Origin of the sequence: Nocardia sp. AB354 (genome assembly GCF_049538315.1) — a bacterium.
Lineage (GTDB): Bacteria > Actinomycetota > Actinomycetes > Mycobacteriales > Mycobacteriaceae > Nocardia > Nocardia nova.
The window spans coordinates 108,442-127,790 of record NZ_JBMVFU010000001.1 but is presented as its reverse complement, the minus strand read 5'-3'; the positions used below and the strand labels follow the sequence as shown (position 1 = coordinate 127,790).

The 19,349-nt window shown below is 69.6% G+C and carries 13 protein-coding genes and 2 pseudogenes; 9 read left to right on the top strand and 6 right to left on the bottom strand.

The genetic code is table 11. The features are described 5' to 3' along the window. The first annotated feature begins 205 nt into the window (after window positions 1–205). From ACPCUW_RS00620 to ACPCUW_RS00610, 3 genes are all read left to right on the top strand, one after another. On the top strand, window positions 206–1,348 hold the full coding sequence (locus ACPCUW_RS00620; protein ID WP_423423368.1) for a hypothetical protein: 1,143 nt from the start codon (window positions 206–208) through the stop codon (window positions 1,346–1,348). Between the two features lie 84 nt (window positions 1,349–1,432). Further along, window positions 1,433–2,533 carry a hypothetical protein gene (locus tag ACPCUW_RS00615; protein WP_423423367.1) on the top strand — a complete coding sequence of 367 codons (1,101 nt, stop codon included), beginning with the start codon at window positions 1,433–1,435 and terminating at the stop codon, window positions 2,531–2,533. Window positions 2,534–2,643: 110 nt separating this feature from the next. Beyond that, window positions 2,644–3,828 carry a PLP-dependent aminotransferase family protein gene (locus ACPCUW_RS00610; protein WP_423423366.1) on the top strand — a complete coding sequence of 395 codons (1,185 nt, stop codon included), beginning with the start codon at window positions 2,644–2,646 and terminating at the stop codon, window positions 3,826–3,828. A gap of 10 nt (window positions 3,829–3,838) precedes the next feature. On the opposite strand, the gene glpK is transcribed toward ACPCUW_RS00610, so the two are convergent. Then, window positions 3,839–5,338 (bottom strand): glycerol kinase GlpK, encoded by a 1,500-nt coding sequence (glpK, locus tag ACPCUW_RS00605; RefSeq protein ID WP_423423365.1) that lies wholly within the window; start codon window positions 5,336–5,338, stop codon window positions 3,839–3,841. Between the two features lie 132 nt (window positions 5,339–5,470). On the opposite strand from glpK, the gene ACPCUW_RS00600 reads away from it, so the two are divergent. Next, window positions 5,471–7,219 (top strand): glycerol-3-phosphate dehydrogenase/oxidase, encoded by a 1,749-nt coding sequence (locus tag ACPCUW_RS00600; protein ID WP_030513597.1) that lies wholly within the window; start codon window positions 5,471–5,473, stop codon window positions 7,217–7,219. A gap of 3 nt (window positions 7,220–7,222) precedes the next feature. Here the strand turns inward: ACPCUW_RS00600 and ACPCUW_RS00595 are convergent, their stop codons facing one another. From ACPCUW_RS00595 to ACPCUW_RS00580, 4 genes and pseudogenes are all read right to left on the bottom strand, one after another. Further along, window positions 7,223–7,396 carry a hypothetical protein gene (locus ACPCUW_RS00595; RefSeq protein WP_423423364.1) on the bottom strand — a complete coding sequence of 58 codons (174 nt, stop codon included), beginning with the start codon at window positions 7,394–7,396 and terminating at the stop codon, window positions 7,223–7,225. Between the two features lie 119 nt (window positions 7,397–7,515). After that, a complete protein-coding gene (locus tag ACPCUW_RS00590; RefSeq protein ID WP_063015932.1) occupies window positions 7,516–8,322 on the bottom strand; it encodes a DNA-formamidopyrimidine glycosylase family protein in 807 nt (268 codons plus the stop codon). Window positions 8,323–8,363: 41 nt separating this feature from the next. Then, window positions 8,364–12,356, bottom strand: a pseudogene (locus tag ACPCUW_RS00585) (Lhr family ATP-dependent helicase); the annotation flags it as partial. A gap of 399 nt (window positions 12,357–12,755) precedes the next feature. Further along, window positions 12,756–13,301: pseudogene (locus tag ACPCUW_RS00580) on the bottom strand (DEAD/DEAH box helicase); the annotation flags it as partial. Between the two features lie 269 nt (window positions 13,302–13,570). Between ACPCUW_RS00580 and ACPCUW_RS00575 the strand changes: the two are divergent. The 3 genes from ACPCUW_RS00575 (at window position 13,571) to ACPCUW_RS00565 (ending at window position 15,819) form a co-directional block, all read left to right on the top strand. Continuing rightward, window positions 13,571–13,942: a VOC family protein gene (locus ACPCUW_RS00575; RefSeq protein ID WP_063015969.1), complete on the top strand. Its 372-nt coding sequence runs from the start codon at window positions 13,571–13,573 to the stop codon at window positions 13,940–13,942. 81 nt (window positions 13,943–14,023) lie between these two features. After that, entirely contained in the window at window positions 14,024–14,971 is a 948-nt protein-coding gene (locus ACPCUW_RS00570; RefSeq protein ID WP_423423363.1) for a patatin-like phospholipase family protein, read from the top strand. Continuing rightward, window positions 14,968–15,819, top strand: a complete 852-nt coding sequence (locus ACPCUW_RS00565) for an SDR family NAD(P)-dependent oxidoreductase (protein WP_423423362.1) — start codon at window positions 14,968–14,970, stop codon at window positions 15,817–15,819. The genes ACPCUW_RS00570 and ACPCUW_RS00565 overlap by 4 nt, the downstream gene beginning before the upstream one ends. A gap of 4 nt (window positions 15,820–15,823) precedes the next feature. Here ACPCUW_RS00565 and ACPCUW_RS00560 read toward each other — a convergent pair whose 3' ends face one another. Continuing rightward, window positions 15,824–17,353 carry an aldehyde dehydrogenase family protein gene (locus ACPCUW_RS00560; protein ID WP_423423361.1) on the bottom strand — a complete coding sequence of 510 codons (1,530 nt, stop codon included), beginning with the start codon at window positions 17,351–17,353 and terminating at the stop codon, window positions 15,824–15,826. A gap of 96 nt (window positions 17,354–17,449) precedes the next feature. On the opposite strand from ACPCUW_RS00560, the gene ACPCUW_RS00555 reads away from it, so the two are divergent. Together ACPCUW_RS00555 and lat are read left to right on the top strand one after the other, a co-directional pair. Continuing rightward, window positions 17,450–17,902, top strand: a complete 453-nt coding sequence (locus tag ACPCUW_RS00555; RefSeq protein ID WP_030513603.1) for an Lrp/AsnC family transcriptional regulator — start codon at window positions 17,450–17,452, stop codon at window positions 17,900–17,902. A 64-nt stretch (window positions 17,903–17,966) separates the two neighbouring features. After that, the gene (lat, locus tag ACPCUW_RS00550; RefSeq protein ID WP_423423360.1) at window positions 17,967–19,331 is read left to right on the top strand and encodes an L-lysine 6-transaminase; all 1,365 of its coding nucleotides are present in this window, start codon (window positions 17,967–17,969) and stop codon (window positions 19,329–19,331) included. The last annotated feature ends 18 nt before the right edge of the window (window positions 19,332–19,349 follow it).

Sequence of the window (19,349 nt, the reverse complement as noted above, 5' to 3'; positions counted from 1 at the left end):
ACGTGCGGGGGGAATGCAATCTTTCCCGGGCCCGGGAATCCGCGAGCGGCTCGCGGACCGCAGCAGGGTGCGGGCCGGACATCGATGAGGGACCAATGGAGACGGCCCCATCGGACGGCGTTCGTCGGTCGGTGGCAGTGGCCGAGCTCGGGAAAGGGATTGCGAGACAGTGAAACATCGTAAGCCGAGTCGGGCGCAGCGAGCGATGGCCACGACGTCGTTGCCACTGGCCACCGCGGCCGCCGTGGCAACCATCCTCGCGTCGGGTACGGCGAGTGCCGCGCCGGCCGATCAGCCGAGCGTGCCGACCACTCCGGCGCAGCCGGGCGCCACCAACGAGGCCCCCGCGCAGGACAACAACAACGGCCAGAGCCAGAACGCGCCGGGCACGCAGGAGAACGCCCCGCAGCAGAACGGCACTCAGCAGAACGGGCCGCAGCAGAACAACAACCAGCAGAACGGGACCCAGCAGAATGGGCCCCAGCGCAACGGCAATCCGCAGCCGGGCGTCACCACCCCCAATCAGCCGGGTGTCACCACGCCGAACCAGCCGGGCGTCACCACCCCGCAGCCGGGCGTCACGACCCCGAACCAGAACGCGCCGAAGCCGGACCAGAACCTGGCCTCGCCGACGCAGCCGGGTGTGACCACCCCGCGTGTCGCGCCGCTGCCGGTGCCGGGTCAGGGCAGCCAGGTGCAGCCGGCCGTCGTTCCGGACCAGCCCACCCCGAACGGTCAGGCCGACCAGCTGAAGCCGGGTCAGCAGTCGCCGGACCAGACCGTGGGCACCCCGAACAAGCCGCAGTCGCACGACGGCAGCATGGACACGCTGCGTAGCCAGCAGGGCAACTCGGCCCCTTCGCAGCAGGCGCAGTGGACCTCTCCGAGCCTGCAGTCCGCACCGGCCGCGCCGGTCGTGCAGATGAACGGCCCGCACACCGAGGTCGGCGCCAACGTCGACGGTGGCGGGCTGCTGCCGGGCTACGTGGCCAACACCCACCACTTCAGCAACCTCGACGGGTATGTCGGCACGGTCGGCTACAGCACTCCCAACGGGGTGGGCGACGCCGGTGTGTCGGTGGAGTTCGTCGAGGCGAACAAGGTCAAGATCACCTCGTACACCCACGCCACCGGCTTCGACGACATGAAGTCCGAGAGCTACGTCGACACCACCCAGGCCAATGCGGCCAAGGCGGCCGTCGAGGGCTGGATCAAGCAGCAGCCGGGCGGCGCCGCGGCACTGGATGCGGCCGCTCAGATTGGTAGACTCCCGCAGGGTGATATCGCTCCGCAAACGGTGAATGTCGCTGGTGCGACCACACAGTGGGGTGGCACGGTCCAGTACTGATCCAGTACTGATACAGGCTGAATCGGCGCGTGGGGCGGTCGTTCGCGACCGCCCCACGCGTGTGTCTCGGGGAAGGAACGGGTGATGGCCTCCGGCGACGATCAGGGCCGGGACGAAGGCGAGTCGGAATTCGGCCCGCCGGTTTCCGGATTCGGACCACCGCTGAACGATTTCGGGCCGCCGACGGGTGAAACGGGTGCGGTCGGCTGGGCGCCGGTCGGAGAACCGGAACGTCCCACACTGGGCTGGCAGCCCGCCGACACTCCCGCGACGCCGTCCGTACCGCCGCCGCCCGCGCAGTACCGCGCGCCGGATTCGACCGCGGCGCCCGAAACCGTTCGCCACTCGGCACCGGAGGCACCACGCGCGCCCGAAACCGTGCGGACGCCCGCGCCGGAAACCGTGCGGACGCCCGCGCCCGAAACCCGCCGCGTTCCCGAGCCGCCGCACGGCACGGACGCGGCACGCGCCCCGGAGACGGTGCGCTACCCCGACGCCGGCGGTGCCGACGCGGACCGCGGAACCTGGTGGCGCGCAGACGATTCCGGCTTCCCGCCCACCCCGCCGCGGGAAACCACGGGCTCGCTGTGGGACGACGACGAGCTGGCCAAGAAGCTCGCGCCCTCGCGGCCACCCGGACAGCCGCAGGCGGAGGCCCGGCCCGACCGCAACATGCCGGTGATCCTGGCCGGTGCGGCGGGCGCCGTCGTGATCGTGATCGCGTTGGTGCTGATCATCGTGTTCGCGACGCGAAGTAGCGACGGCGACGGATCCGTTGGCGGCGGCAAATCGTCACCGCCGTCGGTTGCCGCGTTGAGCTGTCCGGCGCGTACCGACGGCAACGTCGTGATCGGCAACGGTCCCGGCGACACGAACAGCGGATCCGCGGCGATCCTGGGGTTCCAGCACGCGTTCTATGCCGACCGCAGTGGTGTCAAAGCGCACGACTTCGTCGCGCCCGACGCGTCGAACGTCTCGACTGCCTCGACCATGCAGCAGGCGATCGACAGTCTGATCCCGCAAGGCACCACATATTGCTTGCGTGTGGAAACGGTCACGCCGGAGCAGTTCAACGTCGACCTCACCGAGCATCGCCCGGACGGTACGACCACACTGTACAAACAGCTGGTCAAGACCGTGAACCGCGAGGGGAAGAACCTGATCTTCTCGATCGATCAACGCTGACCGCGCGGCGCACGCCGTTGCCCACTCATCTCATAATTTGGGATACAAATTTCATATTCTGGGTAGTGATATGCGATAGTTGCCATGATTCGCAGCTACCGGAGGTCTCCATGTCGCCGCATACTCCACCCCTGTCCCGTCGGCTGGACGGTCTGCAGAGTTCGGCGATTCGGGATCTGCTCAAGCTGACCTCCCGGCCGGACATCGTCAGCCTGGCCGGGGGCCTGCCCGACGAACAGCTGATGCCCCGCGACGCCATCGCCCGCGCCGCGGAGTCGGCGCTGGCCGACCCGTCCCGGTTGCAGTACACCGAGTCCGCGGGTTGGGGGCCGCTGCGTGAGGTGCTCGCCTCGCGGGAGTCGGTGCGACTCGGCCGGCCGGTGCCGGTGGAGGAGATCTTCGTCACGCACGGTTCGCAGCAAGCCCTCTCGCTGCTGGGTGAGGTCCTGCTGGATCCGGGCGCTCTCGTGGTGGTCGAGGATCCGGCCTACGTCGGTGCGTTGCAGGTGTTCCGCGCGGCGGGGGCGCGGATCGTGGCGATTCCGCTGGATTCCGACGGTATGCGTGTCGACGCGCTGGCCGAACTGCTCGAGCGCGGCGAGCGTCCGGCGCTGGTGCATACGGTGAGCAATTTCCACAATCCGCGCGGTGTGACGCTGAGCCCGCAGCGTCGTCGCGAACTGGCGGCGCTGGCCGAACGCTACGGCTTCTGGGTGGTCGAGGACGATCCGTACGGCGAGCTCTGGTTCGATCGCCCCGCGCCGCAGGCCGTTGCCTCCTACTCGCCCAACGTGATCCGGCTGTCGAGCGCCTCGAAGATCCTGGCGCCGACACTGCGGGTGGGCTGGATGATCGCCCCGAACGCGGTGTGCCGTGGCGTGGAACTGCTGAAGCAGGGCGCCGATCTGTGCGGTTCGGCGCTCACCCAGCAGATCGCCGCGGACCTGCTGGCCGACGAGCCGTGGCTGGGCGCCCACCTGGACAAGGTGCGCGGCATCTACGGCGAGCGTGCCACCGCCCTGGTGAACGCGGTTCGCACCCGTTTCGGCGACCGGGTGGTGAGCACCGACGCCGCCGGCGGCATGTTCGTGTGGCTCGACTTCACCGACGGCACCGACACCGTCGAACTGCTCCCGCGCGCGATCGACCACGGCGTGGCCTACGTCCCGGGCTCCGCCTTCGCGGTCTCGCAGCCTTACCGCGGCTCGATGCGCCTGTGTTTCACCACGTCGGATGCAGCCGTGCTCGCCGACGCGGTCGACCGGCTGGGTCGCGCGGTCGACGCGGCGGCGTAGCGCGCAGCGGTTACCGCGCCCACCCGTAGGTGCGTTCGACGGCCTTGTTCCACTCGGCGTAGAGGCGTTCGCGGTCGGTGTCGGACATGGTCGGCTGCCATACCTTGTCCTCGGACCAGTTGGCGCGGATGTCGTCGGTTCCGGACCAATAGCCGACGGCCAATCCGGCCGCGTAGGCGGCGCCGAGCGCGGTTGTCTCGGTGATCACCGGCCGCACCACCGGCACATCCAGGATGTCGGCCTGGAATTGCATGAGCAGTTCGTTGGCCACCATGCCGCCGTCGACCTTGAGAGTCGTCAGTTCGACGCCGAGATTCTCCGCCTCGGCGTCGGCGCGCATCGCGTCGATCACCTCGCGGGTCTGAAATGCGGTGGCCTCCAAGACCGCTCGGGCCAGATGCGCCTTCGTGACGAAGCGGGTGAGTCCGCTGATCACGCCGCGCGCGTCCGGCCGCCACCGCGGTGCGAACAGACCCGAGAAGGCGGGCACGATGTAGGTGCCGCCGTTGTCGTCGACACTGCGGGCCAGCGGTTCGATCTCGGCCGCGGATTCGACGATGCCGAGGTTGTCGCGCAACCACTGCACCAGGGATCCGGTCACCGCGATGGAACCCTCCAGCGCGTACACCGCGGGCTGGTCGCCGAGCCGGTAGCAGACCGTGGTCAGCAGGCCGTGCTTGCTGAATACCGGAGTGGTACCGGTGTTGAGCAGCATGAAATTGCCGGTTCCGTAGGTGTTCTTCGCCTCGCCCGGCGACAGGCACGCCTGCCCGAAGGTCGCGGCCTGCTGATCGCCCAAAATGCCGGCCACCGGAACCCCGGCGAGCGGTCCGGCGGAGATCTCGGCATACACCTCCGAGGAGCTGTGGATCTGCGGCAGCATCGAGACGGGGATGCCGAACTCCGCGCAGATCTGCGAATCCCATTGCAACGTCTCGAGATTCATCAGCATCGTGCGGGAGGCGTTGGTGACGTCGGTGAGGTGGCGGCCGGTCAGCTTCCACAGGATCCAGCTGTCCATGGTGCCGAAGCACAAATCCCCGGCCTCCGCGCGGGCGCGCACCCCCTCGACGTTGTCGAGGATCCAGCGCAGCTTGGGGCCGGCGAAATACGTGCTCAGCGGCAGTCCGGTGCGGTCGGCGTAGCGCGCGGGACCGACGTCGCCGGCCAGCTCGTCGCACAGCGCCGCGGTGCGGGTGTCCTGCCAGACGATGGCGTTGGCCACCGGCTTCCCGGTAGCGCGCTCCCAGACCAGGGTGGTTTCGCGCTGGTTGGTGACGCCCACCGCGGCGATGTCCCCGGCGCCGATCCCGGCGTCCTCCAGGGCGGCGCCGATCACGAATTCGGTATTGCGCCAGATGGTTTCGGCATCGTGCTCGACCCAGCCCGGCCGTGGGAACAACTGCTCGTGCTCACGCTGCCCGAGGCCGGCGATGCGGCCGGAGCGGTCGAACACGATGCACCGGCTCGAGGTTGTCCCCTGATCGATGGCGGCCACGAAGCGTCGCATCCGTGCAGGCTACTAAACCTCGCACGCGCCGCGCATCACATCGCCGCGGGCCCGGCGGTGGACTAGGGTAGTAGCGATTACCGACGGGTAACGCAGGACGATCCCACCGAACAGTGCGGAGGAAGTCGAGCGATGAACGAGAAATCACACGGTCAGCACACCGGCGAACTGGGGCCCGAGCAGCGGGAGGCCAGCTGGGAAAGCTTGGGCGCCAAGCATTTCGACGTCATCGTGGTCGGTGGCGGGGTCGTCGGCGCGGGCATCGCCCTCGATGCCGCCACGCGGGGCCTGGAAGTGGCCCTGGTGGAGGCGCGCGATCTGGCCTCGGGCACGTCGAGCCGTTCGTCGAAGATGTTCCACGGCGGCCTGCGCTACCTCGAGCAACTGGAATTCGGGCTGGTCCGGGAGGCGCTGCGGGAACGTGAGCTCAGCCTGAAGACACTGGCCCCGCATCTGGTGAAACCGCTGCGGTTCCTCTACCCGCTGACCAACCGCGGCTGGGAGCGGCCCTACGTCGCCTCGGGACTCGTGCTCTACGACACCATGGGTGGCGCGAAATCCGTTCCGGGACAACATCATGTGACCCGGTCCGGCGCGCTGCGGCTGGCGCCGGGGGTGCGCCGGGACGCGCTGATCGGCGGGGTCACCTACTACGACACCGTGGTCGACGACGCGCGCCACACCATGACGGTGGCCCGGACCGCCGCCCACTACGGCGCGGTGATCCGCACATCGACCCAGGTCGTGGACTTCCTGCGGGAGGCCGACCGGGTGGTCGGAGTGAAGGTGCGCGACAGCGAGGACGGGCGCACCACCGAGGTCCGCGGACATGTCGTGATCAACGCGACGGGCGTGTGGACCGACGAATTGCAGGCGCTGTCGCATGTTCGCGGCCGATTCCATGTGCGCGCGTCCAAGGGCGTGCACATCGTGGTCCCCCGCGATCGGATCGCCAGCGACGCCGCGCTGATTCTGCGCACCAAGACCTCGGTGCTGTTCGTGATTCCGTGGGGCAGCAATCACTGGATCATCGGCACCACCGATACCGACTGGAATCTGGACCTGGCCCATCCGGCCGCCACCAAGGCCGATATCGACTATCTGCTCGAACGGATCAACGAGGTGCTCGTCACCCCGCTCACTCACGCCGATATCCAGGGTGTGTACGCGGGGCTGCGGCCGCTGCTGGCCGGGGAGAGCGACGAGACGTCCAAGCTGTCGCGCGAGCACGCGGTGGCGCAGATCGCGCCCGGTCTGGTCGCCATCGCGGGCGGCAAGTACACCACCTACCGGGTGATGGCCTACGACGCGGTGGATATCGCCGTTCACGACATTCCGCAGCGGGTGTCGTCCTCGATCACCGACAAGGTGCCGCTGCTCGGCGCCGACGGCTACTTCGCCCTGCTCAACCAGACGCCGCAGCTGGCGCAGACCTACGGTGTGCACCCCTACCGGATCGAACATCTGCTCAACCGCTACGGCGCCCTGATCACCGACGTACTCGATCTGGCCGAGGGCAAACCCGAACTGCTGCAGCCGATTACGGACGCGCCCAGCTACCTGCGGGTGGAGGCGGTGTACGCGGCGGCCGCCGAGGGGGCGCTGCATCTGGACGACATCCTGGCCCGGCGCACCCGGATCTCCATCGAGTTCTCCCACCGCGGCACCGAATGCGCCGACGAGGTGGCGCGGCTGGTGGCGCCGGTGCTGGGCTGGGACGAGGAGCAGATCCGGCGCGAGGTCGGGACGTACAACGCCCGGGTCGACGCCGAGATCCGGTCGCAGACCCAGCCCGACGACGTCTCGGCCGACGCCCTGCGCGCCGCCGCACCGGAACCTCGTCCGGAGATTCTGGAACCGGTGCCGCTTCCGCAGGGATAGCGGTCAGGGCGCGGTCGACGTGGGCGCCGAGGTGTGACCGGAATGCACGGGGCCCGTACTCGCCGAGTGCTGCAGGGCATAGGTGAACAGCACGGTGGCCGCGATGGCGATGGCGGTGATCATCAGCTGGGTGACGAGCCGTGTGCTACGACGCATCGCGGTGCTCGCATATGCCATCTGCCCTGCTTCCCGACCGGTGACGATCTGTGTCGCCCTTATGTCGCGCTCACGCTCCGAAACGTTAGCGGCCGAAAGAAATATAGCTATCGATCGGCAAACATTGTGCTTCGTCCCGGTCAGCGGCGAGCCCGGCGTGCGGCCCTCGGTTCCGGCGTCTCGGGTGCGGGCTGACAGCGAGGGCAGAAGTAGATGCCGCGTTCGGTGGCGGTGGCGGAGGCGGCATCCGGGCCGAACATGCGGACGAGGATCATCGATCCGCAGCGCCGGCAGGGTTGGCGCTGCCGGCCGTAGACCACCGCGGGCCGGGGTGGATGGTGGGCCGCTCGCTCGAGGATGCGGTGCGCGGCGTCGACGAGTCCGGGGAGATCGGGTACGGCTGCGACCGGAGTGGCCGGGTGGATCCGCTCGGCGAAACAGATCTCACTGCGGAAGATGTTGCCGACTCCGGCCATGACGGTCTGGTCCAGCAGCGCGAGCCCGATCGGCCGCTCCGGGTCCGCGCGCAGCCGGCGGACCGCCTCGGCCGCATCCCAATTCGGGCCCAGGAGATCCGGGCCGAGATGATCGATGGCGGTGTGCTCGTCGGCGAGCGGGAGCACCTCGACCAGGCCGAGGGAGAAGCCGACGGCTTCGGTGTCGTCGGTGGCGAGAATCAGGCGCGCGGTGAATCCGGGTTTGGTCCACCGCTGGCCGGGGCGGTAGACCCGCCAGGTGCCCTCCATCTTGAGATGGGTGTGGATGCTGACCTTTTCGGTGCGCACGAACAGGTGTTTGCCGTAGCTGCCGACGCTGTCGACCCGGCTGCCGCGCAGATCGAGCGTGGCATAGCGCGGGACACGAAAGTCACTGCGAGTCAGCGTCTTTCCCGCCAGCGCCGTTCGCAGCCGGGCCGCCGCGAGGTAGACGGTATCTCCTTCCGGCATCGCCGTTCACCTCCTGTGTCGCCGGAGGATGCGCGCCGGTCTCATGCTGTGCTCCGGAGCCGGAAGCCCCGGGGAGTGGTGTGGAAGCCGGCGTCGGTGAGGAATGTGGCGAAGGTGTTGCCGTGCACCGATTCCCCGTCGACGCGTTCGACGACCAGTGAGTCGATCCGGCGGTCGTGGACCAGAGCCGCCAACGCGGCCGCGGCCTCGGTCCGGATCTCGGGGTCCTCGGTGAAGGTGAGCAGAGTCTTACCACCGCGTTCCAGGTACAGTGCCAGCTCGCCCGCGACCAGGACGACCAGGGCTCCCGCCTTACGGCCCGGACGATGTCCGGCTCCCTCACCCGCGTTCTTCGGCCACGGCAGTGCGGCGCCGTACGGATTGGCCGGATCGCAGGCGGCGAGCGCGACCGTGCCGCCCCGGCCGATGTCGCCGCCCACCCGGTCGGAATCGTAGGAACGCAGCCGATCCACCACGTCGGTGGTGGAGAACTGCGCCCCGCCGAGAGTATCGATGAAATAACCGCGCCGGCAGCGCCCGCGATCCTCGAATTCGGTGAGCACCCGGTACATGAGCGCGAAGCCGCCCGGAATCTCCTCGTTTTGTACCGAACCCCGGGTCAGCACCCCGTAGCGTTCCAGCAGGAGATCGGCGGTGGCGTGGGCACGAATGGTGTTGTCCGGCAGGCGCTGTGGCAGCAGCGACCATCGACCGGCCACCGCGGGTGGGCCGGTCCGGGTCGGCATGGCCGGTCGCGGCAGGTACATGCGGCCGCGCGGGGTTCGTCGCGGGGTGCGGTGGGCGGTGGTGCTGCGGGTGGTGCCGGACAGTCGCGCCCGGACCGGGGCGAAGGTGTCGCCGGACAGATACCCCGCCCACACCAGCTCCCACAGTGCCGCCGCCACGGCCGCATCGTCGAGCACCCCGGTGGCGTCGGACAGTTGCCGGAAGAAGTAGGCGCCGCCCGCCACCGCGACGATCCGGTTGCCGCCGAACGCAGCCGGTTCGGTGGCGGCCGCGTCGTCGCCATCGGCATCGAGCGCGATCGCGTCGCCGGTCGCCACCGTCAGCTCCGCGCCCAACGCCGTCAGCAGACGCACCTGGACATCGGTGAAGTCGATCTCCTGCGGCGGCGCCAGCGTGACCGGTGCCTGATCCGCCGGATGCAGGGCGATCCAGCCGTCCTTCGCGGTGATGGCGCCGTGGCCGGACCAGAGCACCTCACCGGAGGCGGTGAGTTCGTCGAGCATCGCCGGTGTGTAGTCACGCACCCGCGACGGCAGAATGAGCGACTCCCACGCCGAGGCCGGAATCGGCACGCCCGCAAGCTGTTCCACCACCGCCGCGACACCGTCCACGCCGCGCAGCGTCGAAGTGCCGATATGCTGCCACGCCGGCAGGAACCGGCCGAACGCGCCCGTGGATACCGGCTCGACCTCCTTGCGCGCCGCGGCCAGCGAACGGCGGCGCAGCCGGCGCAACACCTGCGCGTCACACCATTCCGCACCGGCCGAGCCCGGCGTGAATTCACCTTCCACCACCCGCTTCTCGGCCCCGAGGTGGTGCAGGGCGGTAGCGGCGACGGCCGGGCCGATCCCGAAGCGCCGGGCGACGGCGTCGAGGGTGAACGGGGCGTGGGTGCGGGCGTAGCGCCCGATCAGATCACCCAGGGGATCGGCGACCGGTTCGATGAAGGCCGCCGGGGTGCCGATCGGCAGGGGGACGCCCAGGGCATCGCGCAACCGGGCGGCGTCCTCGATCGCCGTCCACCACCGCGATCCCGCGAACGACACCTCGAGAACGCGCCGGGCCCGCAGCAATTCGGCGAACCACGGGTTCGGGTCGGCGGTGCAGCGCGCCGCCGCCTCGGCCGGGGTGAGCGGGCCGAGCAGTCGCAGCAGGTCGGCGAGCCCTTCCGCGTCGCGGGCGTGGCGCTCGGGGGTCAGCCGCTGCAGTTCGCGTTCGGTCAGTTCGAGGACCGCGGCGTCGAGGAGTTCGCGCAGTTCCACCCGCCCCAGCAGTTCGGCGAGCAGGCTCGAATCCAGCGACAGCGCGGCCGCGCGACGCTCGGCCAGCGGGCTGTCGCCCTCGTACATGAACTGGCCGATGTAGTCGAACAGCAACGCGTTGGCGAACGGTGACGGGGCGGCGGTCTCCACCTCGACCAGGCGCAGTTTGCGCCGCGCCACATTCGTCAGCAGATCCCGCAGGGCGGGCAGGTCGTAGACGTCGCGCAGGCATTCGCGCACCGTTTCCAGCAGGATCGGGAAGTCGGGGAATTTCCTTGCCACATCGAGCAATTGGGCGGCGCGCTGGCGCTGCTGCCACAGCGGCGCGCGGCGGCCGGGATCCCGGCGCGGCAACAGCAGCGCTCGCGCCGCGCATTCGCGGAAGCGAGAGGCGAACAGCGCCGATCCGCCCACCTGCTCGGTCACCACGTCGTCGATCTCGTCCGGTTCGAAGACGAACAGTTCCGCGCCCGGTGGATCGTCGGTGGTGTCGGGCAGCCGGACCACGATGCCGTCGTCGGAGGCGGTCGGTGCGGCATCGACCCCGAACCGCTCCCGCAACCGCGCGCCCACCGCGAGCGCCCACGGCGCGTGCACCGGTAGACCGTAGGGCGAGTGCAGGATCAGCCGCCAATCCCCGAGTTCGTCGCGAAAGCGTTCGACCAGCAGCGTGCGATCGGTCGGCAGATGGCCGGTCGCCTGCCGCTGCTCGGCCAGCAGTGAGACCAGATTCGCCGTCGCGAAATCGTCCAGGCCGGCGGCGTGGACGAGTTGTTCGAGTTCGACCAGTTCGCCGCCCTTCGCGGCGGTCTTACCCGCCTTGGAGGCCGAGGCTCCCGCGCGGGAGGGCGTGCGTCGCGTGGCGCCGTTTCCGCTGGGGTCCGCGGACGATCGGCGTTGTCGCGCAGGACTTTCCGCACGCGCCGCCGGGGACTTCGGCTGCTCGTCGCCGATCGAATCGGCGCCGTTCCCCGTGGCCCGGCGCGCGGACGGCTGCCGTCCGCGGCCGCGCGTCGCCGGCCCGGAGTCGAGTGCTTCGCCGTCGAGCGCCGCATCGGATCCACCTGCGTCTCGCACGAGTTCCGCGATCCGCCCGGCCGGTGCGTGTTCGACCGCCCGACCGGCTGTGCGGATGAATTCGCCCAGGGCCGCGCCCAATTCGGCCGGACGCCCGAGGGAATCGCCGTGCCAGAAGGGGAGTCGGCCCGGCAGGCCGAACGCGGGGGAGACGAGGACCCGGTCGTGGGTGATGTCCTCGATGCGCCAGCTGGTCGCGCCGAGGGCGAACACATCGCCCACGCGCGATTCGTAAACCATCTCCTCGTCGAGTTCGCCTACCCGCGAAGCCTTTTCGCCGACCATGAACACCGGGAACAGGCCACGGTCGGGAATCGCGCCGCCGGAGGTGACCGCGAGGCGCTGAGCGCCGGGACGCCCGGTCAGAGTGCCCGCATCGCGGTCCCACACCAGGCGCGGACGCAGCTCGGCGAATTCGTCGGAGGGATATCGACCCGACAGCAGGTCCAGCACCGATTCGTACGCCGAGCGCGGCAGCGCGGCGAAACTTCCTGTCCCCCTGACCGTTTCGAACCACTCGTCGACATCGATCGGTTCCAATGCGCAGGCGGCCACGGTCTGCTGGGCGAGGATGTCGAGGGGATGGGCGGGGATCTTCAACTCCTCGATCTGTCCCGCCGTCATCCGCATCGACGCCACGGCGCAGTGGATCACATCGGTGCGGTGTTTGGGGAAGATCACCCCGCGCGAGATCTCACCCACCTGATGTCCGGCGCGTCCGACCCGCTGCAGCCCGCCCGCGACCGACGGCGGAGCCTCGACCTGCACCACCAGATCCACCGCACCCATATCGATACCGAGCTCGAGGCTGCTGGTCGCCACCACACACCGCAACCGGCCGCTCTTGAGATCGTCTTCGATGATGGCGCGCTGTTCCTTGCTCACCGAGCCGTGATGGGCCCGGGCCAGCAGCGGCGCCGCCCCGTGATTGACCTCGGTCGGCGACCCGAGCTGGGCGGGCGGCGCGTGCTCGCGGCGTCCCGCGACCTCCTCCGCCTCGTCGGGTTCGGCGATCCGCTCGGCGTATTCCTCGTTCAGCCGCGCCGTCAGGCGTTCGGCCAGCCGCCGCGAATTCGCGAACACGATCGACGAGCGGTGCGCCAGCACCAGATCCACGATCGCGGCATCCACATGCGGCCAGATCGAGCCCGGCTGATCGGATTCGTCCGGCTCGGTCATATCCGCCACCGGCACCCGCACCGACAGGTCGAACGTCTTCGGCGCCGGCGGCGACACGATCGTGATCGGCGCCGAGCCGACCAGAAAGCGCCCCACCTCATCCGGCGGACGAACGGTCGCCGACAACCCGATGCGCTGGGCGGGCCGCTCGGTGAGCTGGTCGAGCCGGGCCAGCGACAGGGCCAGATGCGCCCCGCGCTTGGAACCGGCGATCGCGTGGACCTCGTCCACGATCACGGTGCCGACCTGCGACAACGTCTCGCGGGCCGCCGAGGTGAGCATCAGGTACAGCGATTCCGGGGTGGTGATCAGGATGTCGGGCGGCTTGCGCTGCAGGGTCCGCCGGTCGGCCGGGGTGGTATCGCCCGACCGCACGCCGACGCTGATCTCGGGGGCGGGCATACCGAGCCGCGCGGCCGTGCGGGTGATGCCCACCAGGGGTGCGCGCAGATTGCGCTCGACGTCGACCGCGAGGGCCTTGAGCGGGGAGATATAGAGCACGGCGGTGCGCTGCGGGCCGTCCGTGGGTTCGCGGGTGGCGAGCCGGTCAATCGCCCACAGGAAGGCCGACAGAGTCTTACCGGACCCGGTCGGCGCGATCACCAGGGTGTGTTCTCCCGCGGAGATCGCCTCCCAGGCTCCCAGCTGGGCGGTCGTGGGCGCGGGGAACGCACCGTCGAACCACTCCTGGGTCGGCCGGGAGAACTGCTGCATGGGTTCAGTGTGCACCCGGGCACCGACATCGAGACCCGGCGGCGAAGTCCCTCGGGCGCATTTCCCGGTCTCGAGCTCGCCGGACGGGGTCGTCGACGCGGACGGATCGGCGCCGGTCCACGGCTCGTCCCGATAGGCTGGCCGCGACCGCGGTGGCTACCGACGATGGGACCGACATGAGCGAGCGCCCCGACACTGTGACCCAGATTCCGGCCGACCCCGCACAGGTGACGAACGACCCCGCCAACCCGCCGGTCCCGCCCGGCACGATGCTGCTCGAATTGGTGCCGGTCCCGGTGCGCGATATCGACCGGGGAATCGAGTTCTATCGCGATCGGCTCGGCTTCCATCTCGATGTGGACGTGGCTCCGGCACCGGGCGTGCGGATCGCGCAGCTGACTCCACCCGGTTCCGCCTGTTCGATCCTGCTGTCCGAAGGCGTCCCCACCGCGGACGGCGCGGTCGGCTCCCTGCGCGGATTGCATCTTGTCGTGGCCGATATCGAGGCAGCGCGCGCGGAACTCGTCGCGCGGGGCGTCGCGGTGGGCGCGATCGCCGATGTCGGTGGTGGTGTGCTGTACGCCCATTTCGCCGACCCCGACGGCAATACCTGGAGTCTGCAGTACATGCCCTGGCGGTAGCCGGGGCCGTTCATTGCCGAACGGTTGCGATCGGCCGACCGGGCCGCGCATCGTGGCCCTCGCCCACTAGTGTTTGAGACTATGCGTAACAGTAACGGGTTACAGCGGCGTGGCCTGGCGATCGGATGCGGCGGCACGGTCGGCGCGGCCTGGATCGTGGCGGCGCTCGCGGCGGTGCGAGATGTCCTGCAGTGGGATCCGCGCGAGGCCGATGCGCTGATCGGCACGTCCGCCGGCGCGGAAATGGTGACGATGCTGGCCTCGGGAGTCTCCGTCGACGATCTGGTGGCAATGCAGCGCGGCACCGTCGCCGATCCGATCCTGGCCCGGCATATGGCCGACGAACCGGGCCGCTTCCCGCCGCTGCCTCGTCCCCGCCTCGGCGCCCCGCGAATGGCCTTGCACGGCAATCGTTCCCGGCAAGCCCTGCTGACCGCGGGCAGCCGGCTGCTGCCGCTCGGCGGCGGCGATGCGAGCTGGCTGCAGCGCCTGGCCACCGATCTGAACCGCGGCCGGGACTGGTTCGCCCATCCGGCCGCGTGGCTGGTCGCGATGGACTACGACTCCGGCGAGCGGGTCGCCTTCGGCGCACCGGAGGCGCCGGCCGCGACGATCGGCCAGGCGCTGCGGGCGTCGTGGGCGGTTCCGGGCTGGTTCCCGCCGGTGCCGATCGCCGGTCGGCGGTTCGTCGACGGCGGCGCCGCCTCCACCGCCTCGGTGGATCTGCTGCTGCCGCTGGGCCTGGACGAACTGGTGGTGCTGACACCGATGGCTTCGGCCCGGTCGGTGCCCGCCGGCGGACCGGGACACTGGCTGGAGCGTCAGCTCCGCGGGCCGATGAGCGCGCAACTGGAATCGGAGATCGCCGCCGTGCGCGCGGCCGGAACCCGTGTGTTGCGGCTGGCGGTGACCGCGGCCGACCTGGCGGTCATGGGCCCGAACTTCATGGACGGCCGCCGGCGCGGCGAGACCTTCGAGCACAGTCTGCGCAGCACCCGCCGCGCCATGGAACGGAGTGAATTCGCATGAACCTGTTCGGTACCGGCTATCCGCCGATCGACCTGGCCGCGGCCCGCGTTCTCGTCACCGGCGCCGGTCGCGGCATCGGCCGGGCCACCGCGGAGTTGTTCGCGCACAAGGGATCCGACGTGGTCCTCGCCGATGTGGACGCCGCGGCCGCAACCGCCGCGGCGGCCGATCTCGGCGCCCGCGCGGTCGAACTCGACGTGCGCGACCGGGAGCAGTGGGACCGGGTCGTCGCCGATCTGGGCCGGATCGACGTCCTGGTGAACAACGCCGGAGTGATGCCCGCGGGCCCGTTCCTCGGCGAACCGGATGCGGTGGGGCACACCACGATCGACGTGAACGTCTGGGGCCTCATCCACGGCATGCGGGCCGTCGCGCCGGCGATGATCGACCGCGGCCGCGGTCATATCGTCAACGTCGCCTCGCTGGCCGGAAAAATTCCGCTGCCCGGGTTGGCGGTGTACAACGCGAGCAAGTTCGCCGCCGTCGGACTCTCGGCCGCGACCCGGCTGGAATTCGCCGAATCGGGGGTCAGCGTGAGTTGTGTGCTGCCCTCCGCGGTGCGCACCCGCCTGTCCTCGGGGCTGACCCTGGGCCGCGGGTTGCCCACGGTCGACCCGATCGACGTCGCCGCCGCGATCGTCAAGACCTGCCGGACCCGGCGGGCCGAGGTGGCGGTGCCGCAGTATCTCGATCCCGTCGACATCGCGCTGGCGGCCGCCCCCGAATCGGTCGTGCGCATGGTGCGTGGCCTCTTCGACGGCGACCGGGCGCTGCATCCGGGCGACGCGGCGGTGCGGGCCGCCTACGAGGACCAGGTCCGCGCCATCGCGCGCGAACCGGAACGCTGAACGCTCAGCCGAACCGAATGCCTTGTGCCAGCGGCAGTTCGGTGGAGTAGTTGACCGTATTGGTGGCGCGGCGCATATACGCCTTCCAGGAGTCGGAGCCCGATTCGCGCCCGCCGCCGGTCTGCTTCTCACCGCCGAACGCACCGCCGATCTCCGCACCCGAGGTGCCGATGTTCACATTGGCGATGCCGCAGTCGGAACCGTCGGCGGCCAGGAATCGTTCCGCCTCGCGCTGGTCGCCGGTGAAGATGGCCGACGAAAGCCCCTGTGGCACAGCATTGTGCAGGGCGATCGCGGAATCCAGATCGTGATAGGTGAGCACGTAGAGAATCGGCGCGAACGTCTCCTCGCGCACGATCGCGGTCTGAGCGGGCATCCGGATGATCGCGGGGCGTACATAGTAGGAATCGTCGCCGCCGACCTCGACGCGCTCACCGCCGCAGATCAATTCGCCCCCGTCGGCGAGCGCACGGTCGATCGCCGCCCGCATCGCGGTGTGGGCGCGGCCGTCGATCAGCGGCCCGACCAAGACCGAGTCTTCGAGCGGATTGCCCACGGGCAGTTGGCGATACGCCGCGTTCATCCGATCCAGCAGCGGCCCGGCGATATCCACGTGCGCGATGACCCGCCGCAGTGTCGTGCACCGCTGTCCGGCCGTTCCCGCCGCGGCGAAAACCACGGCCCGCGTGGTGAGGTCGAGGTCCGCGGACGGGGTGACGATCGCGGCGTTGTTACCGCCGAGCTCGAGCAGGCACCGGCCGAAACGCGCCGCCACCCGCGGTGCCACCGCCTGCCCCATCCGCACCGATCCGGTGGCGCTGACCAGAGCCACCCGTTCGTCGTCGACGAGCTGGGTGCCGACGTCGGCGCCACCCTGGATCAGCTGGTGGATCCGCGGGTCGGCGCCGACGTCGAGGGCCGCGCGCCGCAGCAGCGCATCGCAGGCCAGCGCGGTCAGCGGCGTCGTCTGCGAGGGTTTCCACACCACGGTGTCGCCACAGACCAGGGCGATCGCGGTATTCCACGACCAGACCGCGACCGGGAAGTTGAACGCCGAGATCACCCCGACCACCCCGAGTGGATGCCACGTCTCCATGAGCCGATGCCCGGGTCGTTCGGAGGCCATGGTGCGGCCGTACAGCTGGCGGGACAGGCCGACGGCGAATTCGCAGACGTCGATCATCTCCTGCACCTCGCCGCGCGCCTCGGCGCCGATCTTGCCCGCCTCCAGGGTGACGAGTTCGGCCAGCGCGTCGAGATTGTCGGCCAGTAGTCGTCCCAGCCGCCGCACCACCGCGGCACGTTGCGGTGCGGGGACGGATCGCCATGTCTGAAAGGCGCTGTGCGCCTTGTCGATCGCGCAGGTCACGTCGAACGCCGAGGTGGCCGGGATGCGCATCAGCTCACCGCCGGTGATCGGTGTGCGGGCGGGCAGGTCGCCCGAACCGACCGGGTCGACGCCGAGTTCGAGCAGCAGGCGCGCGGCCCGATCGCGCAGTTCGCCGGTGGTGGGCAGAACGGGTGCGGATGTCATCTACGGCTCCGTTTCCGAAATCGGTTGATGGGGGCTTCGCACCGGTGGGAGATCGTTTCCGGCCCCGGCCACCGCCTGCTGGGTTAGCCTTCGCTGATGGCGGATGCACCTGCGAAACCTGTTCTCGACGACATCGATCGGCTCCTGATCCGCGAATTGATGGCCGACGGCCGGGCCACGCTGTCCAATCTCGCCGAGAAGGCCAGTCTGTCGGTGTCCGCGGTGCAGTCGCGAGTGCGCCGGCTCGAGGCGCGCGGCGTGATCCGCGGATATTCCGCGAAGGTCGACCCGGAGGCGCTGGGACAACTGCTCTCGGCATTCGTCGCGATCACTCCTCTCGATCCCTCACAGCCCGACGATGCTCCGGCCCTGCTCCAGCACATCCCCGGCATCGAGGAATGCCATTCGGTGGCGGGGGAGGAGAGCTACATGTTGCTCGTCCGGGTGGCCTCGCCCCGGCATCTCGAACAGTTGCTGCAGGAGATCCGCGCCACCGCCAATGTCCGCACCCGAAGCACCATCATTCTGCAGACATTCTATGACAGGTGAGACCTGATCGTAATTTATACGTTTGCTCGTAGTGAAACCGTAAATATTTTCGTATCCTGTGGGTGTGACCCTCGAACTGGAGCGCCCCGGAACGGCCGACGCGGAGGTCACGAACCCGGCGTCGGTCACCGCCTCGCGCGTACACGACATCCTGTCCGCCCATATGCTCGCCGACGGTTTCGATCTGGTGCTGGACCTGCGCAGATCGCGGGGACTCGACCTGGTCGACGCCCGGGACGGCACCGTCTATCTGGATATGTTCGGCTTCTTCGCCTCCTCCGCGCTGGGGATGAACCATGCGGCGCTGGCGGCGAATGCCCGCTTTCGCGCCGAACTCACCAGGGCGGCGCTGAACAAGCCCAGTAATTCCGACGTCTATACGGTCGCGATGGCGCGCTTCGTCGACACCTTCGCGCGGGTCCTCGGCGATCCGGCGCTGCCGCATCTGTTCTTCATCGACGGCGGTGCGCTGGCGGTCGAGAACGCGCTGAAGGTCGCCTTCGACTGGAAGAGCCGCCACAACGCGATGCACGGCCGCCCGGCCGAACTGGGCACGAAGGTGCTGCATCTGACCGGCGCCTTCCACGGCCGCTCCGGCTACACGCTGTCGCTGACCAACACCGACCCGATCAAGACCGAACGATTCCCGGCCTTCGACTGGCCGCGCATCGAGACCCCTTATCTGCGCCCCGGCATCGACATCGAGGCCGCCGAGCAGCGCGCGCTGGCGCAGGCCTGGGCCGCATTCGCCGAAAATCCGCACGACATCGCGTGTTTCATCGCCGAGCCGATTCAGGGCGAGGGCGGCGATCGGCACATGCGACCGGAATTTCTCCGGCGCATGCAGCAGCTGTGCCACGAGCAGGACGCGCTGTTCATCGTCGACGAGGTGCAGACCGGCGTGGCGATGACCGGGTCGACCTGGGCCTACCAGCAGTTGGACCTGCAACCGGATGTGGTCGCCTTCGGAAAGAAGACGCAGGTCTGCGGAATCATGGCCGGCGGGCGCGTCGACGAGGTGCCCGACAACGTGTTCGCGGTGAGCTCGCGGCTCAATTCCACCTGGGGCGGCAACCTCGCCGATATGGTGCGGGCCCGCCGCATTCTCGAGGTGATCGAATCCGACGACCTGGCCGCCCGCGCGAAGGAGCTCGGCGCGCTACTGCTCGACCGGCTGCGCGCGCTCGCCGACCGGCACGAGCGGCTCACCGATCCGCGCGGTCGCGGGCTGATGTGCGCGGTGACACTGGATTCCGCCGAACTGCGCGATGCCGTCCTCGCGGAACTGCGCGAGCGCGAACGGGTACTGTTCCTCGGAACCGGCGAGCGCGGTATCCGGTTCCGGCCGCCGCTGACGGTCACCGCCGACGAACTCGAGCGGGCGGTGGATGCTCTGGATCGCGTCCTCGCGGGCATGGCCGATCGCTGACGATTCCCAGGCTCGCGC